Source organism: Mesorhizobium sp. BHscii (assembly GCF_053848065.1).
In genome coordinates this window covers 51,854-70,613 of sequence record NZ_JBSPKW010000003.1, presented here as the reverse complement: position 1 = coordinate 70,613, position 18,760 = coordinate 51,854, and the positions used below count along the sequence as shown (strand labels likewise).

The following is an 18,760-nucleotide window of genomic DNA, read 5'->3' as shown; positions in this document are numbered from 1 at the left end:
CTAGAATGCCGCCAACTGGCGGATGCTCAAATGCAGCTGCGGCGCGAAAGAACGCGATAACCATTTCGCGAGCTTTCCACCGCTGCCGCTGTCGCAGCTCTGTCCTTCCAGAGCTGTTAACACTTTCAAGCCAATGGTTCTCACACCTAACAATCTGTCGGCGAGAGGGACCGCCTCAGAAAATGTCGCAGCAACCGGTGCAAACCATTTCGGGCAGGCTTATACTGTTGATCAAGGCCGGCTATTGGCTGGCGCTGCTGATCATTGCAGCCATGGTGATGGCCTCCTTCATCCTTCTCCAGCAGATGATGGCTGACCAGCGGCACGACGACACGCTGCTCGATATTGTCGGCATGCAAAAGACGCTGTCGCAACGCATTGTCTTCCTTGCCAACGCGGCAGGTACTGCTTCGCGCAACCAACAACCGGCTCTGGTCACCGCATTCAAACAGGCCACGGCGGAGTTCGAGAGGAACTATGACCTTCTGCTCGAGCGGGTCGTCGCCGACCCGGCGTCACCGGCAAGGTTGGATCCGAAATCAGTCGAGAGCGTGCTTTTCGCCAAGCCGTTTCATCTCGACTACTTCTCGGTCGGGCTTATCGCCAACGGCCAACGCCTGGTTTCGGCGTTCGAATCACGACTCGGCATGGCCGATAATGGCGGCTACAAGGGCGGCGGCGAACGCGTCAACCTCGACGCTTCCATCGCCAATGCGACCCTGTCGGGCTATGCGGCACTCGGCCAGCGGATCAGCGCCCATGCCGATGCGCGATCGGAAACACTTCTCGATCTCCATCGAACGCTGTTCTACACCACCATCGGCGTCATCGTGCTGGTGGCACTTTTCATCTTCAGGCCGATGTCGAACGCCATCCTGCGCAAGACACACGAACTGATCGATGCCCGCAATTCCATGGCTTTCATCGCCGTGCATGACGGCCTTACCGGCCTGCACAACCGCACCTTCCTGACCGACCATTTCGATACGCTGATCAAGGGTGCACAGCGTCGGCGGGAGCGGCTTGCGGCGGTCCACCTCGACCTCGACCGGTTCAAGCAGATCAACGACACGCTTGGCCACGCCGCCGGCGACTATGTGCTGGTGGTGACGGCGCAGCGCATGCGCGATTCCTGCCGGGCATCGGATCTCTGCGTGCGTCTCGGCAGCGACGAGTTCGTAATGATCCTCAATGGTGCCGGCGGCACCGAGGACATCAACATGGTCGCCAGGCGCGTGCTGACGCAGATCAACGAACCGATCGTCTTTCAGGGCACGACCATCCTTCCAGGCGCCAGCGCCGGCGTCGCCGTCTATCCGGTCGACGCCGACAATGCGCAAGATCTGCTCGTCCATGCCGACCTCGCGCTCCGCTCCGCCAAGCAGCAGAGTGGCAGTCTCTCATTCTTCTCCGAGGAATTGCGGCATGAACTCGATTACCGCAAGCAGCTCGAGCATGACATTAGGATCGCAATCGCGGAGAAGGCGTTCCAGGTCTATTTCCAGCCACAGGTTTCGTTGTCGAACGGTACGATCGGCGGCATCGAGGCGCTGGTTCGCTGGGAACATGCCGAGCGCGGCATGATCACACCGGGCGAGTTCATTCCCGTCGCCGAGAAATGCGGACTCATGCCTGCGATCGGCCGCATTGTCATCGTCAAGGCAATCAGCGAGGCGGCCGAGTGGAACCGCGCCGGCGTCGCCTTCGGACGGCTCGCGGTCAACGTATCCGGCAGCGAATTGCGCGAGCCCGATTTCGACGCCTTCCTCTTCGATACGCTGGAAAAGGCCGGCCTGCCGCCACAAAGACTTTCGCTGGAAATCGTCGAATCCGTCATTCTCGACGACGAGAAGACCGGCATCGCGGCAAAGCTACGGCACATCCGCGCCGCCGGTGTTCATCTCGAACTCGACGATTTCGGCACCGGCTACGCCTCGCTCAGCCACGTCAACCCGAACGAGATCGACCGGCTGAAGATCGATCGCCGCTTCGTCCAGAACATCAATGAGAACGGCGACAACACCAAGATCGTGCGAGCCATCACCGAACTCGCCCGCGGCCTCGGCATCTCGATCGTCGCCGAGGGCGCAGAAACCGAGGCCGAGCTCGATTCGCTGATGGCGATCGGCTGCGACCAGGTGCAGGGCTATTCCATCGCCTTCCCGATGCCGCAGGACAAGGCACGCCAATGGCTGGTCGCGCGGGCGCCGAAGAGAGCCAGGCTAACGGTGCTGCAGGGCTGCCGGGCGTAGATCCGTTTTCCTATCCTAATTTCTAACCCTCGACATTGGCCCGTAGCACAGCCAGCACCTCTGCAAACTCGGCCAGCCTGTCGTTGGACAGTCCTTTCCGCAGCCGTTTGTCGAAGGCTAACGCGGCGGTGCGCAATTCCAGGAACAACGCTTCTCCGGCTTGAGTCAGCTCGACCTGATGGACCCGGCGGTTTTCCGGATCTCGGCGCCGGGTCAGCAGGCCTTGCGTCTCCATCGCGTTCAGATGATGGGTCAGCGTCGCGCCTTGGATTCCGATCATGCCGGCGAGCTCGCGCTGGTTGGCCAGCTCGCGCGACTTGATCGACAACAGAGTGACCCAGACAGGTAGCGTGCCGCCAGCCTCGACCAAGGCGGCGTCGAAGGCCTGTGCGACAAGCTTTGCGGTGCGGGCGAGATTCATCCCGATTGGCGGGTGATCAAAAGGCGTCATGATCCGACACTAGAGCAAGGGAAAGGCCGATGGAACTGGCCCAGCTTATACATTGACACCTAATCATTAGATATCTAACATTATGGTGAGCGTGGGGAAAGGAGGAAATGCGGTCATGCAGTATGTCTACATCATTGTCCTCGGCCTTCACGTATTGGCCGGTGTGTTCTGGGCTGGAACGACCATCGCTGTCGCCCGCGATCCGGAGATTCGGATCGAACGGTTTTTCCGGCCGCAAATGCGAGCGGCCGGCATGGTTTTCCTGACCGGCGCCCTCCTCTGGTATTTCTTCCACGGCGGCTATTTCGGTTCGATGGAAATGGTTCTGGCCCTGGGTATCGCCACAGCCCTGATTGCCGCGGGCGTCCAGGGCGCGCTGGTCGGCTCTGCCAGCAGGCAGCTCGCCGGCACCGACGCGGCGACGGAAACCCAGCTGCGCGCGAAAATGACAAGGGGCGAACGCATCGCTGGTGGGCTGCTGGTCATCACCGTACTTTGTATGGCTACCGCCAGGTTGTTCTGAGCGGGGCCCGCCGCAATTGACAAGATCGTACGATTTCCGGCCGCAAGCCGGCGGCGGGTGGCGCGCAGATCGGTCCGACTTGCCTGGTGGCTCTCCGTACGGAGGTTCGGCTGCGCGCCACCAATCCAAAGCGATCCTCAGATCCTCAGGCCGAACCTGATGCCGTCGTAGATTGCGGCGTGGATGTTGCGCGAGGCGACCGCATCGCCGATGCGGAAGAGCACGAAACCGCCTTGCTGATTGCGCGCCGGAAAAATGTCGCCGCCATTGACCAGCCGCTCGTAGTCGACCGCGCCGCCATTCTTCGACAGCGGTTTCAGTGCAAGATAGAGGTCATCGAGCGGCAGCGTGCCGTGCTCGACCACCACCTGATCGACCCGCCGCTCGCCGCGCCAGCCGTCGGCGAAGTCTGAGCCGAGCTCCGCAACCAGTTGATTGCCCTCGCGCCGTACCGAGCGCAGCCGTGTGTTTATAGTGATGGTGACGCCCTTCTCCTGGAAGGCGCGCATATACGGCACGTGATTCATGCCGCCCATTTCCGGGGCGAAGAAGCGTTCGGGCGAAACAAGCTCCAGCCTTGCGCCGCTGCCCGCGATCAGCTCGGCGGCTCCCATGCCTTGATGGCCGCCATTGTCGTCATAGAGCAGCACGTTTTCGGCCGGCTTGACGCTGCCGGCCATGATATCCCAGCTCGACGTGACGAGATTGTCGCCCGCCGCCAGCGGCGGGTTCTGGGGCAGGCCGCCGGTGGCTATCACCACTACGTCGGGCGATAGCGCCAGAACATCGTCCTTCTCCGCCCAGGTGTCATAGCGGATCTCGACGCCGAGCCGGTCGAGTTCGGCCAGCCGCCAGTCGATGATACCGATCAGTTCCTTGCGGCGCGGGTTCTGTGTCGCCAGCCGCACCTGGCCGCCGGCCTGGCTCGACGCTTCCAGCACCGTGACCTGGTGCCCGCGCTCGGCAGCGACACGCGCCGCCTCCAGCCCGCCGGCCCCAGCGCCGACGACGACCACGTTTCGCTTCGGTCCCTCGGTCCTGGGGATGATGTGCGGGATATCAGCCTCCCGGCCGGTTGCCGCGTTGTGGATGCACAGCGCCTCGCCGCCTTCATAGATGCGGTCGAGGCAGTAAGTGGCGCCGACGCAAGGGCGGATCTCGTGCTCGCGGCCCTCCATCACTTTCCGAACGATGTGCGGATCGGCGATGTGGGCGCGGGTCATGCCGACCATGTCGAGCTTGCCGGTGGCGATGGCGTGACGCGCGGTGGCGACATCGGCAATCCGCGCCGCATGGAAGGTCGGGAATTTCGTCGCCGCCCTGACCTCACCGGCGAAGTCGAGATGCGGCGACGAGCGCATGCCGGTCACCGGGATGACCCTGGTCAGCGCGGCATCGGTTTCGATCGAGCCGCGGATGATGTTGAGGAAATCGACCTTGCCGGAGCCGGCCAGCCGCCTAGCGATCTCGACGCCTTCCTGCTTCGACAGGCCCTTCTCAAAATCCTCGTCGGCGACCATGCGAATGCCGACGACGAATTTGTCGCCGACCGCTGCCCGCACCGCGTCGAGCACCATGCCGGTGAAGCGCAAGCGGTTGTCTAGCGAGCCGCCGAAATCGTCGTCGCGCTGGTTGGTGGCGGGCGACCAGAAGCCGTCCATCAGGTGGCCATAGGCCTCGAACTCGATGCCGTCGAGGCCGGCGGCCTGGCAGCGCTGGGCGGCGGCGGCGTAGTCGGCGACAATGCGCTCTATATCCCAGTCCTCGATGGTCTTTGGGAAGGCGCGGTGCGCCGGCTCGCGCACCGGCGAGGCGGACAGCACCGGAAGCCAGTCGGCCTTGTTCCAGCCGGTGCGGCGGCCGAGATGGGTGATCTGGATCATCACCTTGCAGTCATGCTCGTGGCAGACATCGGCGAGTTCGGTGAGCCACGGCACGATGCGGTCGTCATAGACATGCAGATTGCCGAAGGCGGCCGGGCTGTCGCGCGAGACGATCGCCGAACCGGCGGTCATGGTCAGCGCCATGCCGCCCTTGGCCTTTTCGGCGTGGTAGAGCCGGTAGCGCTCTTTCGGCATGCCGTCCTCGGAATAGGCCGGCTCATGGCTGGTCGACATGACCCGGTTCTTCAGCGTCAGATGTTTGAGCTGATAAGGCCGGAGAAGCGGATCGTTGGTGGTCATCGTCTTCCTACTGTTTCAAATTGTGCTAAAGAGCGGCAAATTTTTGTTTTTACGCTCGTTGTCCAAAACCGCTGCGCACCCTCGGGTCTGGCCCGTGGGCAGGCTTTGGGCGACATGCAGTAGGGAACCCGCCCATGACCGATACGAAAAGCCTTACCCAGCTCGGCACCAACGTCGAGACGCCACAGAGCCCTGAGGCGGCAGTCCTGGAAACCGTGCCGTTTTCGCGCGGCGACGGGCCCCCGGCCATCGTCCGCTTCACCTGCCCGGAATTCACGTCGCTTTGCCCGGTCACCGGCCAGCCGGACTTCGCCCATATCGTCATCGACTATGCACCCGATACGCTGCTGGTGGAATCGAAGTCGCTCAAGCTGTTCATGACCTCGTTTCGCAACCACGGCGCCTTTCATGAAGAGTGCACCGTCATGATCGGCCGCCGCATCATCGCCGCGACCAAACCACTGTGGTTGCGCATTGGCGGCTACTGGTATCCACGCGGCGGCATTCCGATCGATGTGTTCTGGCAGACCGGCGCGCCGCCTGAAGGCGCCTGGCTGCCCGACACCGGCGTCGCACCCTATCGCGGGCGCGGCTGAGCCTGAGTTTCTACGGAAAATACGCTGCATCAGTTGAGCGGCAGCCGCCGGTAGCGGCCAGGGTTGTTCGGGTCGCTGAAATGGCCCATCGGCCCATGCTCGGCGAAGTGCCCCGCCCAGCGCTTCATCGCAGCGGGGTCAAGCTCAACGCCCAATCCGTTGCCCTCCGGCACACGCACCGTGTTGCCCGCCTGCCGGAACGGACCGTCCTTGATAACGTCGCCGATCTGCCAGCGAAACAGCGATTGCGATGCTTCGGTAATCCATGGCGTCGCCGCCACGACATGCAGATAGGCTGATGTCATGATGCCGAGGTCGTTGGAATAGCACCAAAAACCCTTGCCCATCGCCTCACAGGCGGCAATGAACTTCAGGGTTTTCGACAAGCCGCCGAGTGCTGCGAAATTGCAGACGAAGTAATCCGGCGCGCCAAGCGCGACGGCCCGTCTGAGATCCGGGATGTGCGTGGAGAACGGGATGCGCGAATGCTGGCGCAGCGCCGCCATCTCCTCGAAGGTCGCGACCGGATCCTCATAATTGCGGATGTTGAACGGCTCGATCTCGCGCAGCACCCAGCGCGCCGTGGTCAGCGACCACTGCATGTTGGAATCGAGTTTGATCTGCGCCTTATCGCCAAGCGCCTCGCGCAGCATGCGCACGGTCCTGATCTCGAGCTCGGGATCGCCCATGATCAGCTTGCCCTCGAAGATGGTCGAGCCATGCTCCTCGCGCATCTTTAGGCAGTACTCGACGATCGCTTCGGACGTCATCTCGCCGCCCGCTCCATTCTGCGCGGCGCGAAACGAAAAATATTCCGAAAACGGAATGTCCTTGCGCACCGCGCCGCCGAGGACTTTGTAGAGCGGCATGCCGATGACCTTGCCTCTGATGTCCCACAGCGCCAGCTCGACGGCTCCGAACGCCACGGATGCGGCATTCTCGCCGGTGTTGGCGGTAATCTGCCAGGGCGGCACGCAGCGCGCCTCGCAGTCGGCAATGTCGAGCGGATCGGCGCCGATCAGCGCCGGCGCGATCTCGGCCTTGATCACCTCGCCGAAATGCCACCACGGCGCCTCGCCTAGTCCGACTACCCCTTCGTCCGTCTCGACCTCGATGATCGACTTCGAGGCGCCGCCATAAAGTCCGGCCGTCCACCAGAATGGGGCGTCTAGCGGAACGTTGACATGGGTGACGCGGATGTTGGTGATCTTCATCGTCTGCCTACTCGCATTGGTACTGGCTGAGCGCCCATTCGCCGGTCACCGACAGAAGGTCTGATACCTTCCAGTCGCCGTCGACTTTCCTGAATTTCCACTCCAGCCGGTGCGGATTGCCGGCGACGACGAAGGCGACGACCACCTTGGCTTCGTCGCCCTTGACCGCTTCAATGGTCTTTAGGCTCTTATCGATTTCGGTCTTGTCGTATTCCGCATTGTCCAGCGCCATGTTGGGATCGAGGCATTCGCCCTGCCCCGATTTCCGCAGCGCATCGCTCTTGTCGAGCACCGACTTCGCGGGATCGGCGAAGTGGCTGCGCTGGGCCGGATCGAGCTCGAGCCCGACATGCTCGTAGAACGGTTTCACCACCGCCGTTGGCGAACCCAGCCGCACCGGCGCTGCCGGGGCGCTATCGGTCGGCTGGGACGCGGTCGGCGAAGTTGCAGCATTATCGGCCGGCGCATTTGCGGGCGGCGCGCCGAACAGGCCCTGAGCGGCGGTGCTGCTCAACCCCGCTGCCAGCAGGCACACAGTCGCCAGGGCCAGGGCGCGGGCCATAGCATCACTCCGGAGTCTGGCCAGCCAGGCACTCGAGCGCACTCAGTGTCCAGCCACTGGTCTTCGAGGTGATGTCGGCGACCTTCCATTTGCCGTCAACCTTCTTCAGCGACCAGACCATTTCGCGTTTGGAGTCATCGCCTTCCGGGAAAAGGTTGAACGTCACTGTCACGCTGGCGCTGTCGCCATCCACTGCTTCAGACAGCTTCAGTGTCTTGGCGACTGTCTCCTCGTCATAGTCCTGAGCGTCGAGACCGGGGGCGAAGTCGATGCAAGGCACCTCGTCCGGCTTGTTCTTCTGTGCCTGGTCGTTGAGGCCGAACAACTTGGTCACCGGCTCGGTGAAACGGTCGCGGTATTTCGCGTCGGGCTCGAATTTGACCTCAGGCAAGTAGAAGAACTTCACCGCATTGGCTGCCGGCCCGGCCAGAGCGGCCGCAGGCGCTGCGATCGAGAGAGCGGCGGCAAGCACAGTCAGTCTCATCCGATAATCTCCAGGTTTTCGTGGTGGGAACCGTTCAATACCACGAATCCTGCATCCCGGATTTTTTGCGGCCCATGAAATCCTCTTGGGCGTTAACTCAGGCGCCCTTGGGCGTTAACTCAGGCGCCCTTGGGCGCTAACTCAGGCGTCCAGCCAGACGTTCTGGAGATCCATCTCGAAAGTCTGGTGGACAGCGTAATTCTTCACCTTCTTGTCCATGTGGCTGTACAGCTTCTGCCAGAACGGCTGAATGATGACGCCCGAATCCTGCAGGATCTGCTCGATGTCCTTCATCACCTCGCGCCGCTTCTCCACGTCGACGAGCGAGAGGGCCTGCTTGAGCTTGGCGTCGAAATCGGGATTCGAATACGCCGTCTCATTCCAGGCCTCGCCAGTGCGATAGCCGAGCGCCAACACCTGAACCCCTAGCGGGCGCATGTACCAGATCGTCATGGAATAAGGATATTTCGTCCAGTCGTTCCAGAAGGTCGAGCCCGGCAGCACCGTTCGCTTCACCTTGATGCCGGCATCGCGCAACTGCCCGGCGATCGCATCGCCGGTGTTCTTCTGCCACTCGTCCTCGACGGTGATCAGCTCATGCTCGAAGTCCGCCTGCCCCGCGTCGGCCATCAGCTTCTTGGCGCCGGCCGCGTCCCGCGTCTTCTTGGGCAGCGGATAATATTCCGGATGGATCGGGCTGACATGGTGGTTCTCGCCGACGGTCCCTCGCCCGGCATAGCCAAGTTGCAGCACGGCGCCGTTGTCGACCGCCATCTGCAGCGCGTTGCGCACCTTTTGGTTGTCATAGGGCTTGTGGGTGATGTTGGTGCGGGCAACCAGTGTGGTCGCTGTCGCGACCTCCGATTTCACCAAATCCATCTTGTCGAGGATGTCGATGAAGTCTGCGGGCGTCTCGAAGTTGATGTCGATCTCGCCGGACTCGAACGCGTTCACGGTGGCGTTGAAGTCGGTGCCGTAGTCGATGAATTCGACACTGTCGAGAGGCGCCTCGCCGCCCCACCACTTGCCGTTCTCACGACGCTTGACGACCGCTTTCTGGCCGACATCATAAGAGACAAGCTCGAAAGGTCCAGTACCGATCGGCTTCTTGATCGGGTCGGCGCCGTCGGCGTCAAAGTTGCGGTGGACAACGAGCGCCGGATAGTCGGTGAAGTTCGGGATCAGCGAGATATCAGGCTCGTTCAGCTTCAGCTTGACGGTGTTGTCGTCGACCTTGGTTATGGCGCCATCCCTTGCCTTGCCGGTCTTTGCGTCGATCAGCGCGCCGACGCGCGCGGCCATCGAATTGCCCGAGGCGCCTTTCTCGCACCAGCGCGTCAGATTGAAGACAACGTCATCGGCGTTGAAGGCATCGCCATTGTTCCAGGTCACGCCCTTGCGCAGGTGCAGCGTATATTCGGTGGCGTCGTCATTGACGTCCCAGCTTTCGAGCAGAACCGGTTCGAAGGTGAACTGTTTGGTGTAGCGCACCAGCGGCTCCAGCCAGGTTCGGGTGACGTTTGCCATCTCCACCCAGTCATAAGTGCGGGGATCCTTCTGCGCCTTCACCGACATCGAAACGTGCAGCGTTCCGCCCTTCTTCGGCTCCTCGGCCAAAGCCTGCTCCGGCACGGCCAGACCGATCATGCCGTAGGCAAGGGCCGTCGATGCCCCAAAGGCGCTTGCCAGCGCCAGAAACTCGCGCCGGTCCATCCGGCCTGCACGCGTCTCTGCCGCCATTGCCTCGATCGCATTCGGCACGCGATCGCCGTTGCTTCTGAAGATTGTCATTTTTTCCTCCCGTCTGATTCCCGTCAGGTCTTCGCCTGTCCTATTAACTAACGCTGTCCGGCAGCTTCTCCTCACGCAGCGCAATCAAATCTTCGAGACCATCGGCAATGCCCTCATCGAGCTTCGGCTCCTCATAATCCGCGAGCATGTTGCGCGCTTTCTCGCGGCCGCGCGTGTCGTGGTCCTTTGCCCCTTCAGCCTTCCACTGTTCGTACGAATTGAAGTCCATGATGCTGGGCATGAAGAAGGCGGACTCGAAATGTTCAAGCGTGTGCTGGGTGCCTAGGAAGTGGCCCTGCGGCCCCACCTCGCGGATCGCCGCCATCGCTTCCTTGAAATCGTCGAACGGAAGGCCGCCAGCATATTTGTACCAGCCAACAAGCTGTTCGCAGTCCGTCGCAAATTTTGAATAGCCGCAGGTCAGGCCGGCCTCGAGCCATCCGGCGGAGTGCCAGATGTAGTTGGCGCCGGCAAGGATGGCGGCATGCATCAGCATGTTCGCCTCGTAGCCCGCCTGGGCGTCATTCAGCTTCGATCCGACATGGAAGCCCGACGTGCGCCAGGGCAGCCGGTATTTCCGCGCCAGCGCCCCCATCAGATACATCATCTGGGCCGCCTCAGGCGTGCCGCCCATGGGAGCGCCGGTCTTCATGTCCACCGTAACCATGAACTGCCCGTAGATCTGCGGCGAACCTGGACGGAGGAGCTGTGTGAACGCGACGCCAGCCAGCGCTTCCGCATTGACCTGCGCGACCGCACCTACGGCAGAGGCCGAAGTCGAGGCGCCGCAGAGGGCGAACGGCGCCAGGATCAGCGGCTGGTTGTGACGCGCATAGACCTTCATCGCGTCCAGCATGGTGGCGTCCCATACCAGTGGTGAGTTGCAATTGGTGATCGCCACCAACACAGGGTTGTCACGGACGTAGTCCTCGCCGAAAACGATGCCTGCCATCGCCATCGTGTCTTCGGCTCGTTCCCTGGACGTCACGATGCCCATGAACGGCTTGTCGGAATGCTTCAGCGCCGAATGAATGATGTGGAGGTGACGCTTCGGCACCGCAATTTCCATCGGCTCGCAGATGATCGAGCTCGACGAGTGCAGCGCTGGCGCCATGTAAGCGAGCTTATGAAAATTCTGAAGGTCGGCGAGCGTGCCATAGCGCCTGTTGTTGTCGAGGTCGCGCACGTAAGGCGCGCCATACATCGGCACGAAGATGGAATTCTTACCGCCGACGCGGACCGAGCGCTCAGGGTTGCGCGCATTGAGCGTGAACTCCGGCGGGACTTTCGAGACCAGTTCCATCAAGAGCGCGCGGTCAATGCGGACGCGCGTCTCAGAGACATCGGCTCCAGCGGCCATCCACAGTGCTATGGCCTCGTCGTCGCGGAACTCGCAGCCAACCTCTTCGAGGATGGCGAGCGACTCCTGGTGGATAAGCTCGACAGCCTCGTCCGGGATGATTTGGTATGCGGGTATGTTGCGAACGAGCGTCGGAAACGACGCCATGGGAGTTCCCCGCAGCGCCTTGCGGCCCAGGCGGCCGCCACCTCGGCGGCTGGCGTGTTCGGTGACTTCGGCGGCCGGTGCGTTCATGGCAACTCTATCCTCCCAATGATGACCAGCGTAGCGAGAGAAAATATGGCTGTGACGCTGGAAAATCCTGATCTCTTGTATAAGCTCAGCTTATGCGAAGCTTGCGCCATCTGCTGCCGTCGGCCGGCAGCCTGATCGTTTTCGAGGCCGCCGGGCGGTTGTCGAGCTTTACCGCCGCCGGGCGAGAGCTCGGCATGACGCAGGCTGCCGTGTCCTATGCGATCCGCGGCCTCGAAGAGCAGCTGGGCGCGAAACTGTTCCAGCGCCGCCATCGGCAGGTCAGCCTTACCGAAGCCGGCGACCGCTTCCACGCCGACGTCTCGCTCGGCCTGTCGCACATCCGCAGGTCAGCGGAGGACCTGCGCCAGCAGGCGACCGGCGGCCATGTGACGCTCGCCGCGTCGACGGCCTTCGCCTCGTTCTGGATGATGCCGCGCCTGCAGCAGTTTCGCGACGAACTGCCGGGTATCGACCTGCGCATCCAGACCGCCGACCGTGATCTCGACATCATCGCCGAAGACATCCCGCTCGGCGTTCGCGGCGGCGAACCGAGGGAATGGCCGGACTATCATTCGCTGCCGTTGGCCGATGAGGAAATATTCCCAGTTGCGGGCGCGAGCTATGTGGCGCGATTCGGGCTGCCGGAAACGGTCGAGGATCTCCCATCACACCGGCTCATCCATCTCGAAGAGCCGTTTCGCGATGCCGCGAGCTGGGACGAGTGGTTCCAGTCGGCCGGGGTCAACATCGCCGATGCCGGGCGCGGCTTGCGCATCAACGATTATGCGCTGGTGATCCAGGCGGTCATGGAAGGCCAAGGCATTGCGCTCGGCTGGGGTCACCTCGCCGAGCGGCTTCTGGCGTCAGGACTGCTGGTGCGCGCGACCGGCCACACGATGACGACCGGCAAGGGATTTCATATCATCTGGTCGAGAAACCGCGAGCTCAGCGACAACGCCCGCAAGGTTCGGGACTGGCTGGCCGCGCAAGCGCGAGGCTCCCATTAATGCTCGTCAGATCGTCACGACGATCTTGCCGAATTGCTCGTTCGACTCGAGAAAGCGATGCGCCTCGACGATCTGCTCGAATGGAAAGGTTTTGGCGATCACCGGCCGAAGCGACCCCGACATCAACCCGTCAAGGATGAACGTCTTGGCGGCCTCCAACCGCGCCGGATCGCCAGTGATTTCGTGGACGAGATAGCCGCGCAGCGTCAGCGTCTTGGCCAGCACGGCGAATAGCGGGAACGGCGTTGGCTCGGGGCTCAAGCCGCCATATTCGATGAGAATGCCACCCCGTGCCATCGCCGCCGTCAGAGGCGCGAATATCGGGCCGCCGACTGCGTCGAACACCACTCGGATGTCCTCCGGGCCGGCGATGTCCTTCAGCCGGGCTTCCAGATCTTCGTCCGCTAAAGAAATAACATGGGCGGCGCCGAACTCGAGCAAGGCCTCTCTCTTGGCAGATGTCCGCGTGGCCGCGATCGGGGTCGCGCCAACCATGTTGGCAATCTGGATCGCGGCGAGGCCGACACTGCTTGATGCCGCCGTAATGACGACAAAATCGTCCCTGCTGAGCTTGGCAATGTCGATCAATGCGCCATAGGCGGTGAGATACTGCGTCCAGACGGCTGCCGCCTCTTCCCAGCTGAGCGATGGCGGGTGCTTGACCACGAGATGGGCGGGATATGTGGCAATCTCACCATAGGCGGGCCAGCGGGCCATCGATAGTGGCGGCACGACACTGACGGCCTCACCTGGCGCAAAACCGCCCACGCCTTCGCCGACCGCTTCGACGACACCGGCTGCCTCAAGACCAAGACCGGAAGGCAATGGCGGCGTCTGGATATAGGTGCCCCAACGCATCAGCGCCTCGGCCCGGTTGAGCCCCAACGCCTTGACCCGGATCTGAATCTCGCCCCGACTAGGCTTGGGAATATCGACATTCTCGATGCGCAGAACCTCGGGACCACCATGCTGATGAAAACGAACAACGCGTGCCATCCCGCCATAACTCCAAAATATTTGAACCGAATACGCTATGCCAACAGCCGCCTGACGGATAAATAGCTGCTTGGGCAAGACAGTAGAAACTGAGAGTTTTGAATATGGATCGCCTTACCAGCATGGCCGTGTTCGTCAAAGCCGTTGATCTGGGCTCGTTCGCGGCGGCTGCTGCCGCTCTCGATCTGTCCGGACCGATGATCGGCAAGCATGTCCGGTTTCTTGAAGAGCGTCTGGGTGTGCGCCTCATCAACCGGACCACTCGCCGCCAGAGCCTGACAGACTTCGGGCGCGCCTATTATGAGCGCTGCCGGCTGGTGCTCGCTGAAGCCGAGGCTGCAGATGCACTCGCGGCCGATCAACTTTCCGAACCACGCGGAAAGCTGCGCGTCATCATGCCTGTGCATTTCGGCCGGCGCTGCGTAGCCCCGATCCTGCTGGAGCTTGCGCAGCGATATCCTGCTCTGGAACTCGACCTGTCGTTCAGCGATCCCATCGCCGATCTTGCAGAGGATGGCTGCGATCTTGCGATCCGGACCGGCATTCTGGAGGACCAGGCCGGCGTGATCGCGCGGCGCATCGCGCGCCAGCGCATGGTCGTCTGCGCGTCGCCATTCTATCTCGAGATGCACGGGTGGCCACGGCAGCTAGAGGATCTCGGCAGCCACCAGGCCATCATCTACCGCCGTTCGGGCCGTGTCGTTCAACCTTGGCTGTTTCCGCGCGATGATCAGGCCGCGGTGGAGGTCATGCCGGTCAGCCGCTTGCGGCTCGACGACCTCGCTGCGATCGCCGATGCCGCGGCCGAGGGCATGGGGCTTGCCTGGCTGCCATACTGGCTGGTCCGTGAACACATTCAGACCGGCGCACTTCTCGTGCTGCTGCCGAAACAGCCGGGATTTCTTTACGACGCCTATGCGCTATGGCTGCAGACGCCTCACTTGCCGCTGAAGGTCCGTCTGGCCGTCGATGCGCTGGCGGCAGCACTGCCCAGGCTGATGACGTGAAATGCAGGAGTGCGGTGGGCGGCGCGGATTCCTCAATTCTGCCTCTCCCGCATGGGCGGCGAATCCGCGTATAGTGCCTTCATGCCCATCCGCCAGCTTTCCGAAACGATGATCAACCAGATCGCCGCCGGCGAAGTCATCGAGCGTCCGGCAAGCGTGGTCAAGGAACTGGTCGAGAACGCACTCGATGCCGGCGCTGCCCGAGTCGAGATCGTCACCGCCGGCGGCGGGCTCAACCTGATCCGCGTCACCGACGACGGCTGCGGCATCCCGGAGAATGAACTGGCGCTGGCGATCGCACGCCATTGCACCTCGAAGCTCGCCGACAACATTCACGACATCCGCTCGCTCGGCTTTCGCGGCGAAGCGCTGCCGTCGATCGGCTCGGTGGCACGGCTGTCGATCCGCTCGCGCACGGCCAACGGCGACAGCGCCGCCGAGATCGGCATCGAGGGCGGGCGCGTGTCCGCCGTCAGGCCGGCGGCCGCCAATCGCGGCACCACGATCGAGGTGCGCGACCTGTTCTTCGCCACGCCGGCGCGGCTCAAATTCATGAAGGGCGAGCGCGCCGAAAGCTCGGCGACCAGCGATGTGATCAAGCGCATCGCCATCGCTTTTCCCGCCGTGCGCTTCACGCTGGCCGGTTCCGACCGCTCGACGCTGGAACTGCCGGCGACCGACGACAGCCCGGAAGGCCGGCTGCGCCGCGTCGCGCAAGTGATGGGCGCCGACTTTCCGGAGAATGCCATTGCCATCGACGCCGTGCGGGACGGCGTGCATCTCGCCGGTCACGTCTCGATCCCGTCGTTCAGCCGCGCCAATGCGCTGCAGCAGTACGCCTATGTCAATGGCCGGCCGGTCCGCGACAAGCTGATCGCCGGCGCTATCCGCGGCGCCTTCGCCGACGTGCTGCCGCGCGACCGCCATGCAGTGACGGTGCTGTTCCTGACGCTCGATCCGGCCATCGTCGACGTCAATGTCCATCCGGCCAAGGCCGATGTCCGCTTCCGCGATCCGGGGCTGGTGCGCGGGCTGATCGTCGGCGCCATCCGCGAGGCGCTGGCCAATGCCGGCATCCGTGCAGCCACCACCGGGGCGGCCGGCATGATGGCGGCGTTCCGGCCGGGCGCGGCGTCCTATGCCCATGCCGGTCCGGCAAACGGCCATCGCAGCTACGAAGCGGCCTACCGGGCCTCCCGCTTCGCCGGTTTCGACGCCTCCCGCTCGCCGCGACGACCGCTGGACATGGGGCTTGAAGACACGGAATTCAGAAATGGTGGCTTCGGCGAAAACGATCAGGCGGCGTTCGACGCCGGACCGCTTCACAGCGCCGACGCGCGTGCCGGGCAAGCCGAAGCGGCGGAGACGCTGCTTGGCATGGCGCTGGGCGCCGCACGCGCGCAGGTGCACGAGAACTACATCGTCGCGCAGACCAAGGATTCGCTTGTCATCGTCGACCAGCATGCAGCGCATGAGCGGCTGGTCTACGAGGCGCTGAAGAACGCGCTGCATGCGCGCGCCGTGCCGTCGCAGATGCTGCTTTTGCCCGAGATCGTCGACCTGCCGGAAGAGGATGCCGAGCGGCTTGCCATGCATTCCAAAACGCTGGCCCGCTTTGGCCTCGCCGTCGAGCGCTTCGGCCCGGGTGCGGTCGCGGTACGCGAGACGCCGTCGATGCTCGGCGAAACCAATGTCCAGCAGCTGGTGCGCGACCTTGCCGACGAGATCGCCGACAACGACACGGTCGACACGCTGAAGGAGCGGCTGGACAAAATAGCCGCGACCATGGCCTGCCACGGCTCGGTAAGGTCCGGCCGCCTGCTCAAGGCCGAGGAGATGAACGCGCTGCTGCGCCAGATGGAGGCGACGCCGGGGTCTGGCACCTGCAACCATGGACGGCCGACCTACATCGAGCTGAAGCTTGCCGATATTGAGAGACTTTTTGGAAGGCGGTAGGGAATTCGCAGGGCGCAGACCCCCGCCCGGACCTTCGGTCCGACCTCCCCACAAGGGGAGGTAGGGAGCTTAGCCGCGGACGCTTCGCGAAGAGCTTACCCTCCCCCTTGTGGGGAGGGTCGCTGCGAAGCAGCGGGTGGGGTCCGAAAGAGCCGCTGTACAGCGGCTCTTTCGAGTCAAGAGACAGCCCCAACCCTCAGATTCACCTCTTCAAATTCACCACGATCACGCCTCCCAGCGCCAGTGCACCACCGAGAATACCGAGCAGCGTCGGTACCTCGCCCAGCCAGAAGAAGCCGATCAGCGTCGCCACCGGCGAAACCAGATAGAGGAAGTTCGAGGCACGGGCTGCAGGCAGACGGGAAAGTGCTGTTGCCCAGGCGGCGTAGGCGATGAGGCTGGGCACGATGCCGAGAAAGATCACGGCGCCGAGGCCGGCGCTATCGGCAACCGCCGCCTGCTTCAGGCTGCTCGGCAGGAAAGGCAGCAGGCAGAGCGCGCCGAGCACCATGTTCGAGGCCGAAATGGTCAGTGGATGATGACGGGCAAATAGCGGCTTTTGCACGATGGTGTTGACGGCCGAGCACAGCGCCGAGCCGAGGATGAGCAGCGCGCCAGTGTTGAAATGCAAGCCTTGCCCCTCGCCCATGGCGATGATGCCGATGCCTGCGAACGAAATCGCGGTGCCGGCCCAGGCCAGGCCTGAGAAGCGTTCGCCGAGCAGCACCATCGCCATGATCGCGGTAAAGATCGGGCTGACATTGATGATGAAGCCGGCAGCACCAGCCGAGACGGTCAGCTCGCCGAAATTGAGCATTGCCGTGTAGAGCGCAACGAAGACGGCGCCGCCGAAGGCAAAGCGCCAAAATTCATCGAGCCGGGGCAGTGCCGGCCGCTTGACGGCGAGGAAGATCGCCGCCGGTACCGCCGCGATGGCGAAGCGCAGCGCGCCGAGTTCCAGCGGCCCGAAGGCGGCGAGGCCGGCGCGGATCGCCGGAAAGGCGGAGGCCCAGCCAACCACTGTCAGTGCCACAGCAATGACTGCTGTGGTGTCCATCCGCTGTGTCGAATTCAACGTGCCGGTATAGGCGTTCATCTCGTACCCTCGGGCCTTTATTGTCCTGAAGACACAAACGCCTTTCCTGGCCGGTTGACAAACGACCAAATCGAGGATCACCTGTGACTATGGATCACAGCTCGGATGCGATGTTGCCGCTTGAAACCCTGCGCGCCTTCGACGCCGCGGCGCGGACGGGCAGCTTTTCGGCCGCTGCCGAAAAACTCAATCTCACCCATGGCGCCGTCAGCCGGCAGATCGCCAAGCTCGAGGACTGGCTCGGGCTGAAAGTGTTCGATCGCGGCGCGCGCGGCGTTTCGCTCACGATCGAAGGCAACCGGCTGCATCTGCGCACCACTGAGGCCTTTGCGCTGATATCCAGCAATTCGGACCGCTGGATCGAGCCGCGCGGCACCGCCGTGGTGCGGCTGACCTCTATCCCCTCGGTCAGCGGGCTGTGGCTGATGCCGCGCATGGCGGCGCTGGAAAACAACCCATCCAAGCTGCGCATCGTGCTCGACGTCGATATCCGTCAGGCGGATCTTGCCGACGAGGGCATCGATCTGTCGATCCGCTGCGGCCGCGGCCGCATTCCCAGCCGCGTCTCGGTACAGCTGTTCGAGGAACATGTGTTTCCGGTCGCCTCGCCGGACCTCGCTAGGGAGATCGGCCGTGGCGACCCAGCCCGGCTGCTCAAATTTCCGTTGATCAATGATTCGGATGCTTCGGCCTGGCGCGCCTGGTTTGCCGCCCAGGACATGGACTATCGCCCGCGTCCACAGGACCGCCGCTTCGAGGACTACAATCTGGTGCTCGATGCTGCCGCCCACGGCCTCGGTATTGCGCTGGCGCGGCCGCCAATGATCGAGCATCAACTGAAGTCAGGCCGCATCGTCGCTGTGGACGACCGCATCGTTCTCAGCCCGATATCCTACTGGCTAGACCGGCCTATAGGGCGACCGCGCGCCGCCGCCGCCGAGCTTGCCCGGCGCATTGCGGCCCAGGCCGGGCTGGCGCCGGACAAGATCGAGGATTTCATCGTAGCCGAGCAGTAGGGTGCCGGACATCCACTTAGCCGGCTTGCTCG

16 protein-coding genes are annotated in these 18,760 nt (G+C 63.1%); 7 read left to right on the top strand and 9 right to left on the bottom strand.

Going from position 1 to position 18,760, the window contains the following annotated elements; translation table 11 throughout:
- Positions 1 to 182: 182 nt before the first annotated feature.
- Positions 183 to 2,252, top strand: a complete 2,070-nt coding sequence (locus ACWTU7_RS05580) for a putative bifunctional diguanylate cyclase/phosphodiesterase (protein ID WP_455838069.1) — start codon at positions 183 to 185, stop codon at positions 2,250 to 2,252.
- Between the two features lie 22 nt (positions 2,253 to 2,274).
- Here ACWTU7_RS05580 and ACWTU7_RS05575 read toward each other — a convergent pair whose 3' ends face one another.
- A complete protein-coding gene (locus ACWTU7_RS05575) occupies positions 2,275 to 2,703 on the bottom strand; it encodes a MarR family winged helix-turn-helix transcriptional regulator (RefSeq protein WP_455838068.1) in 429 nt (142 codons plus the stop codon).
- A gap of 115 nt (positions 2,704 to 2,818) precedes the next feature.
- Between ACWTU7_RS05575 and ACWTU7_RS05570 the strand changes: the two genes are divergently transcribed.
- Positions 2,819 to 3,226: a hypothetical protein gene (locus ACWTU7_RS05570; RefSeq protein WP_128344251.1), complete on the top strand. Its 408-nt coding sequence runs from the start codon at positions 2,819 to 2,821 to the stop codon at positions 3,224 to 3,226.
- A 137-nt stretch (positions 3,227 to 3,363) separates the two neighbouring features.
- Here ACWTU7_RS05570 and ACWTU7_RS05565 read toward each other — a convergent pair whose 3' ends face one another.
- On the bottom strand, positions 3,364 to 5,409 hold the full coding sequence (locus tag ACWTU7_RS05565) for an oxidoreductase (RefSeq protein WP_455838067.1): 2,046 nt from the start codon (positions 5,407 to 5,409) through the stop codon (positions 3,364 to 3,366).
- Between the two features lie 134 nt (positions 5,410 to 5,543).
- Here ACWTU7_RS05565 and queF point away from each other — a divergent pair, with 134 nt between their 5' ends.
- Positions 5,544 to 6,005, top strand: a complete 462-nt coding sequence (gene queF, locus ACWTU7_RS05560) for a preQ(1) synthase (RefSeq protein ID WP_455838066.1) — start codon at positions 5,544 to 5,546, stop codon at positions 6,003 to 6,005.
- A 29-nt stretch (positions 6,006 to 6,034) separates the two neighbouring features.
- On the opposite strand, the gene ACWTU7_RS05555 is transcribed toward queF, so the two are convergent.
- From ACWTU7_RS05555 to ACWTU7_RS05535, 5 genes are all read right to left on the bottom strand, one after another.
- Positions 6,035 to 7,219, bottom strand: a complete 1,185-nt coding sequence (locus ACWTU7_RS05555) for a mandelate racemase/muconate lactonizing enzyme family protein (protein WP_455838065.1) — start codon at positions 7,217 to 7,219, stop codon at positions 6,035 to 6,037.
- A 7-nt stretch (positions 7,220 to 7,226) separates the two neighbouring features.
- Positions 7,227 to 7,781, bottom strand: coding sequence for a hypothetical protein (locus ACWTU7_RS05550; RefSeq protein WP_455838064.1), 555 nt, complete (start codon positions 7,779 to 7,781; stop codon positions 7,227 to 7,229).
- Between the two features lie 4 nt (positions 7,782 to 7,785).
- On the bottom strand, positions 7,786 to 8,265 hold the full coding sequence (locus tag ACWTU7_RS05545) for a DUF3828 domain-containing protein (protein WP_455838063.1): 480 nt from the start codon (positions 8,263 to 8,265) through the stop codon (positions 7,786 to 7,788).
- 141 nt (positions 8,266 to 8,406) lie between these two features.
- Positions 8,407 to 10,056: an ABC transporter substrate-binding protein gene (locus tag ACWTU7_RS05540; protein ID WP_095521814.1), complete on the bottom strand. Its 1,650-nt coding sequence runs from the start codon at positions 10,054 to 10,056 to the stop codon at positions 8,407 to 8,409.
- A gap of 43 nt (positions 10,057 to 10,099) precedes the next feature.
- Complete coding sequence (locus ACWTU7_RS05535; RefSeq protein ID WP_455838062.1) at positions 10,100 to 11,650, bottom strand: trimethylamine methyltransferase family protein; 1,551 nt, start codon at positions 11,648 to 11,650, stop codon at positions 10,100 to 10,102.
- A gap of 92 nt (positions 11,651 to 11,742) precedes the next feature.
- Here ACWTU7_RS05535 and ACWTU7_RS05530 point away from each other — a divergent pair, with 92 nt between their 5' ends.
- The gene (locus tag ACWTU7_RS05530; protein ID WP_287338769.1) at positions 11,743 to 12,657 is read left to right on the top strand and encodes a LysR substrate-binding domain-containing protein; all 915 of its coding nucleotides are present in this window, start codon (positions 11,743 to 11,745) and stop codon (positions 12,655 to 12,657) included.
- Positions 12,658 to 12,663: 6 nt separating this feature from the next.
- Here ACWTU7_RS05530 and ACWTU7_RS05525 read toward each other — a convergent pair whose 3' ends face one another.
- A complete protein-coding gene (locus tag ACWTU7_RS05525) occupies positions 12,664 to 13,653 on the bottom strand; it encodes a zinc-dependent alcohol dehydrogenase family protein (RefSeq protein WP_455838061.1) in 990 nt (329 codons plus the stop codon).
- 104 nt (positions 13,654 to 13,757) lie between these two features.
- On the opposite strand from ACWTU7_RS05525, the gene ACWTU7_RS05520 reads away from it, so the two are divergent.
- Together ACWTU7_RS05520 and mutL are read left to right on the top strand one after the other, a co-directional pair.
- A complete protein-coding gene (locus ACWTU7_RS05520) occupies positions 13,758 to 14,660 on the top strand; it encodes a LysR family transcriptional regulator (RefSeq protein WP_455838060.1) in 903 nt (300 codons plus the stop codon).
- A gap of 81 nt (positions 14,661 to 14,741) precedes the next feature.
- Positions 14,742 to 16,616 (top strand): DNA mismatch repair endonuclease MutL, encoded by a 1,875-nt coding sequence (gene mutL / locus ACWTU7_RS05515; RefSeq protein ID WP_455838059.1) that lies wholly within the window; start codon positions 14,742 to 14,744, stop codon positions 16,614 to 16,616.
- A gap of 202 nt (positions 16,617 to 16,818) precedes the next feature.
- Here mutL and ACWTU7_RS05510 read toward each other — a convergent pair whose 3' ends face one another.
- Positions 16,819 to 17,712 (bottom strand): DMT family transporter, encoded by an 894-nt coding sequence (locus ACWTU7_RS05510; RefSeq protein WP_287338772.1) that lies wholly within the window; start codon positions 17,710 to 17,712, stop codon positions 16,819 to 16,821.
- An 89-nt stretch (positions 17,713 to 17,801) separates the two neighbouring features.
- On the opposite strand from ACWTU7_RS05510, the gene ACWTU7_RS05505 reads away from it, so the two are divergent.
- Positions 17,802 to 18,728, top strand: a complete 927-nt coding sequence (locus ACWTU7_RS05505) for a LysR substrate-binding domain-containing protein (protein WP_455838058.1) — start codon at positions 17,802 to 17,804, stop codon at positions 18,726 to 18,728.
- Positions 18,729 to 18,760 lie beyond the last annotated feature (32 nt).

Excerpts from the sequence above, each read along its gene's own strand:
- ACWTU7_RS05580 (WP_455838069.1), top strand. The coding sequence starts at position 183 with ATGTCGCAGCAACCGGTGCAAACCATTTCGGGCAGGCTTATACTGTTG.
- ACWTU7_RS05575 (WP_455838068.1), bottom strand. The coding sequence starts at position 2,703 with ATGACGCCTTTTGATCACCCGCCAATCGGGATGAATCTCGCCCGCACC.
- ACWTU7_RS05570 (WP_128344251.1), top strand. The coding sequence starts at position 2,819 with ATGCAGTATGTCTACATCATTGTCCTCGGCCTTCACGTATTGGCCGGT.
- ACWTU7_RS05565 (WP_455838067.1), bottom strand. The coding sequence starts at position 5,409 with ATGACCACCAACGATCCGCTTCTCCGGCCTTATCAGCTCAAACATCTG.
- queF (WP_455838066.1), top strand. The coding sequence starts at position 5,544 with ATGACCGATACGAAAAGCCTTACCCAGCTCGGCACCAACGTCGAGACG.
- ACWTU7_RS05555 (WP_455838065.1), bottom strand. The coding sequence starts at position 7,219 with ATGAAGATCACCAACATCCGCGTCACCCATGTCAACGTTCCGCTAGAC.
- ACWTU7_RS05550 (WP_455838064.1), bottom strand. The coding sequence starts at position 7,781 with ATGGCCCGCGCCCTGGCCCTGGCGACTGTGTGCCTGCTGGCAGCGGGG.
- ACWTU7_RS05545 (WP_455838063.1), bottom strand. The coding sequence starts at position 8,265 with ATGAGACTGACTGTGCTTGCCGCCGCTCTCTCGATCGCAGCGCCTGCG.
- ACWTU7_RS05540 (WP_095521814.1), bottom strand. The coding sequence starts at position 10,056 with ATGACAATCTTCAGAAGCAACGGCGATCGCGTGCCGAATGCGATCGAG.
- ACWTU7_RS05535 (WP_455838062.1), bottom strand. The coding sequence starts at position 11,650 with ATGAACGCACCGGCCGCCGAAGTCACCGAACACGCCAGCCGCCGAGGT.
- ACWTU7_RS05530 (WP_287338769.1), top strand. The coding sequence starts at position 11,743 with ATGCGAAGCTTGCGCCATCTGCTGCCGTCGGCCGGCAGCCTGATCGTT.
- ACWTU7_RS05525 (WP_455838061.1), bottom strand. The coding sequence starts at position 13,653 with ATGGCACGCGTTGTTCGTTTTCATCAGCATGGTGGTCCCGAGGTTCTG.
- ACWTU7_RS05520 (WP_455838060.1), top strand. The coding sequence starts at position 13,758 with ATGGATCGCCTTACCAGCATGGCCGTGTTCGTCAAAGCCGTTGATCTG.
- mutL (WP_455838059.1), top strand. The coding sequence starts at position 14,742 with ATGCCCATCCGCCAGCTTTCCGAAACGATGATCAACCAGATCGCCGCC.
- ACWTU7_RS05510 (WP_287338772.1), bottom strand. The coding sequence starts at position 17,712 with ATGAACGCCTATACCGGCACGTTGAATTCGACACAGCGGATGGACACC.
- ACWTU7_RS05505 (WP_455838058.1), top strand. The coding sequence starts at position 17,802 with ATGGATCACAGCTCGGATGCGATGTTGCCGCTTGAAACCCTGCGCGCC.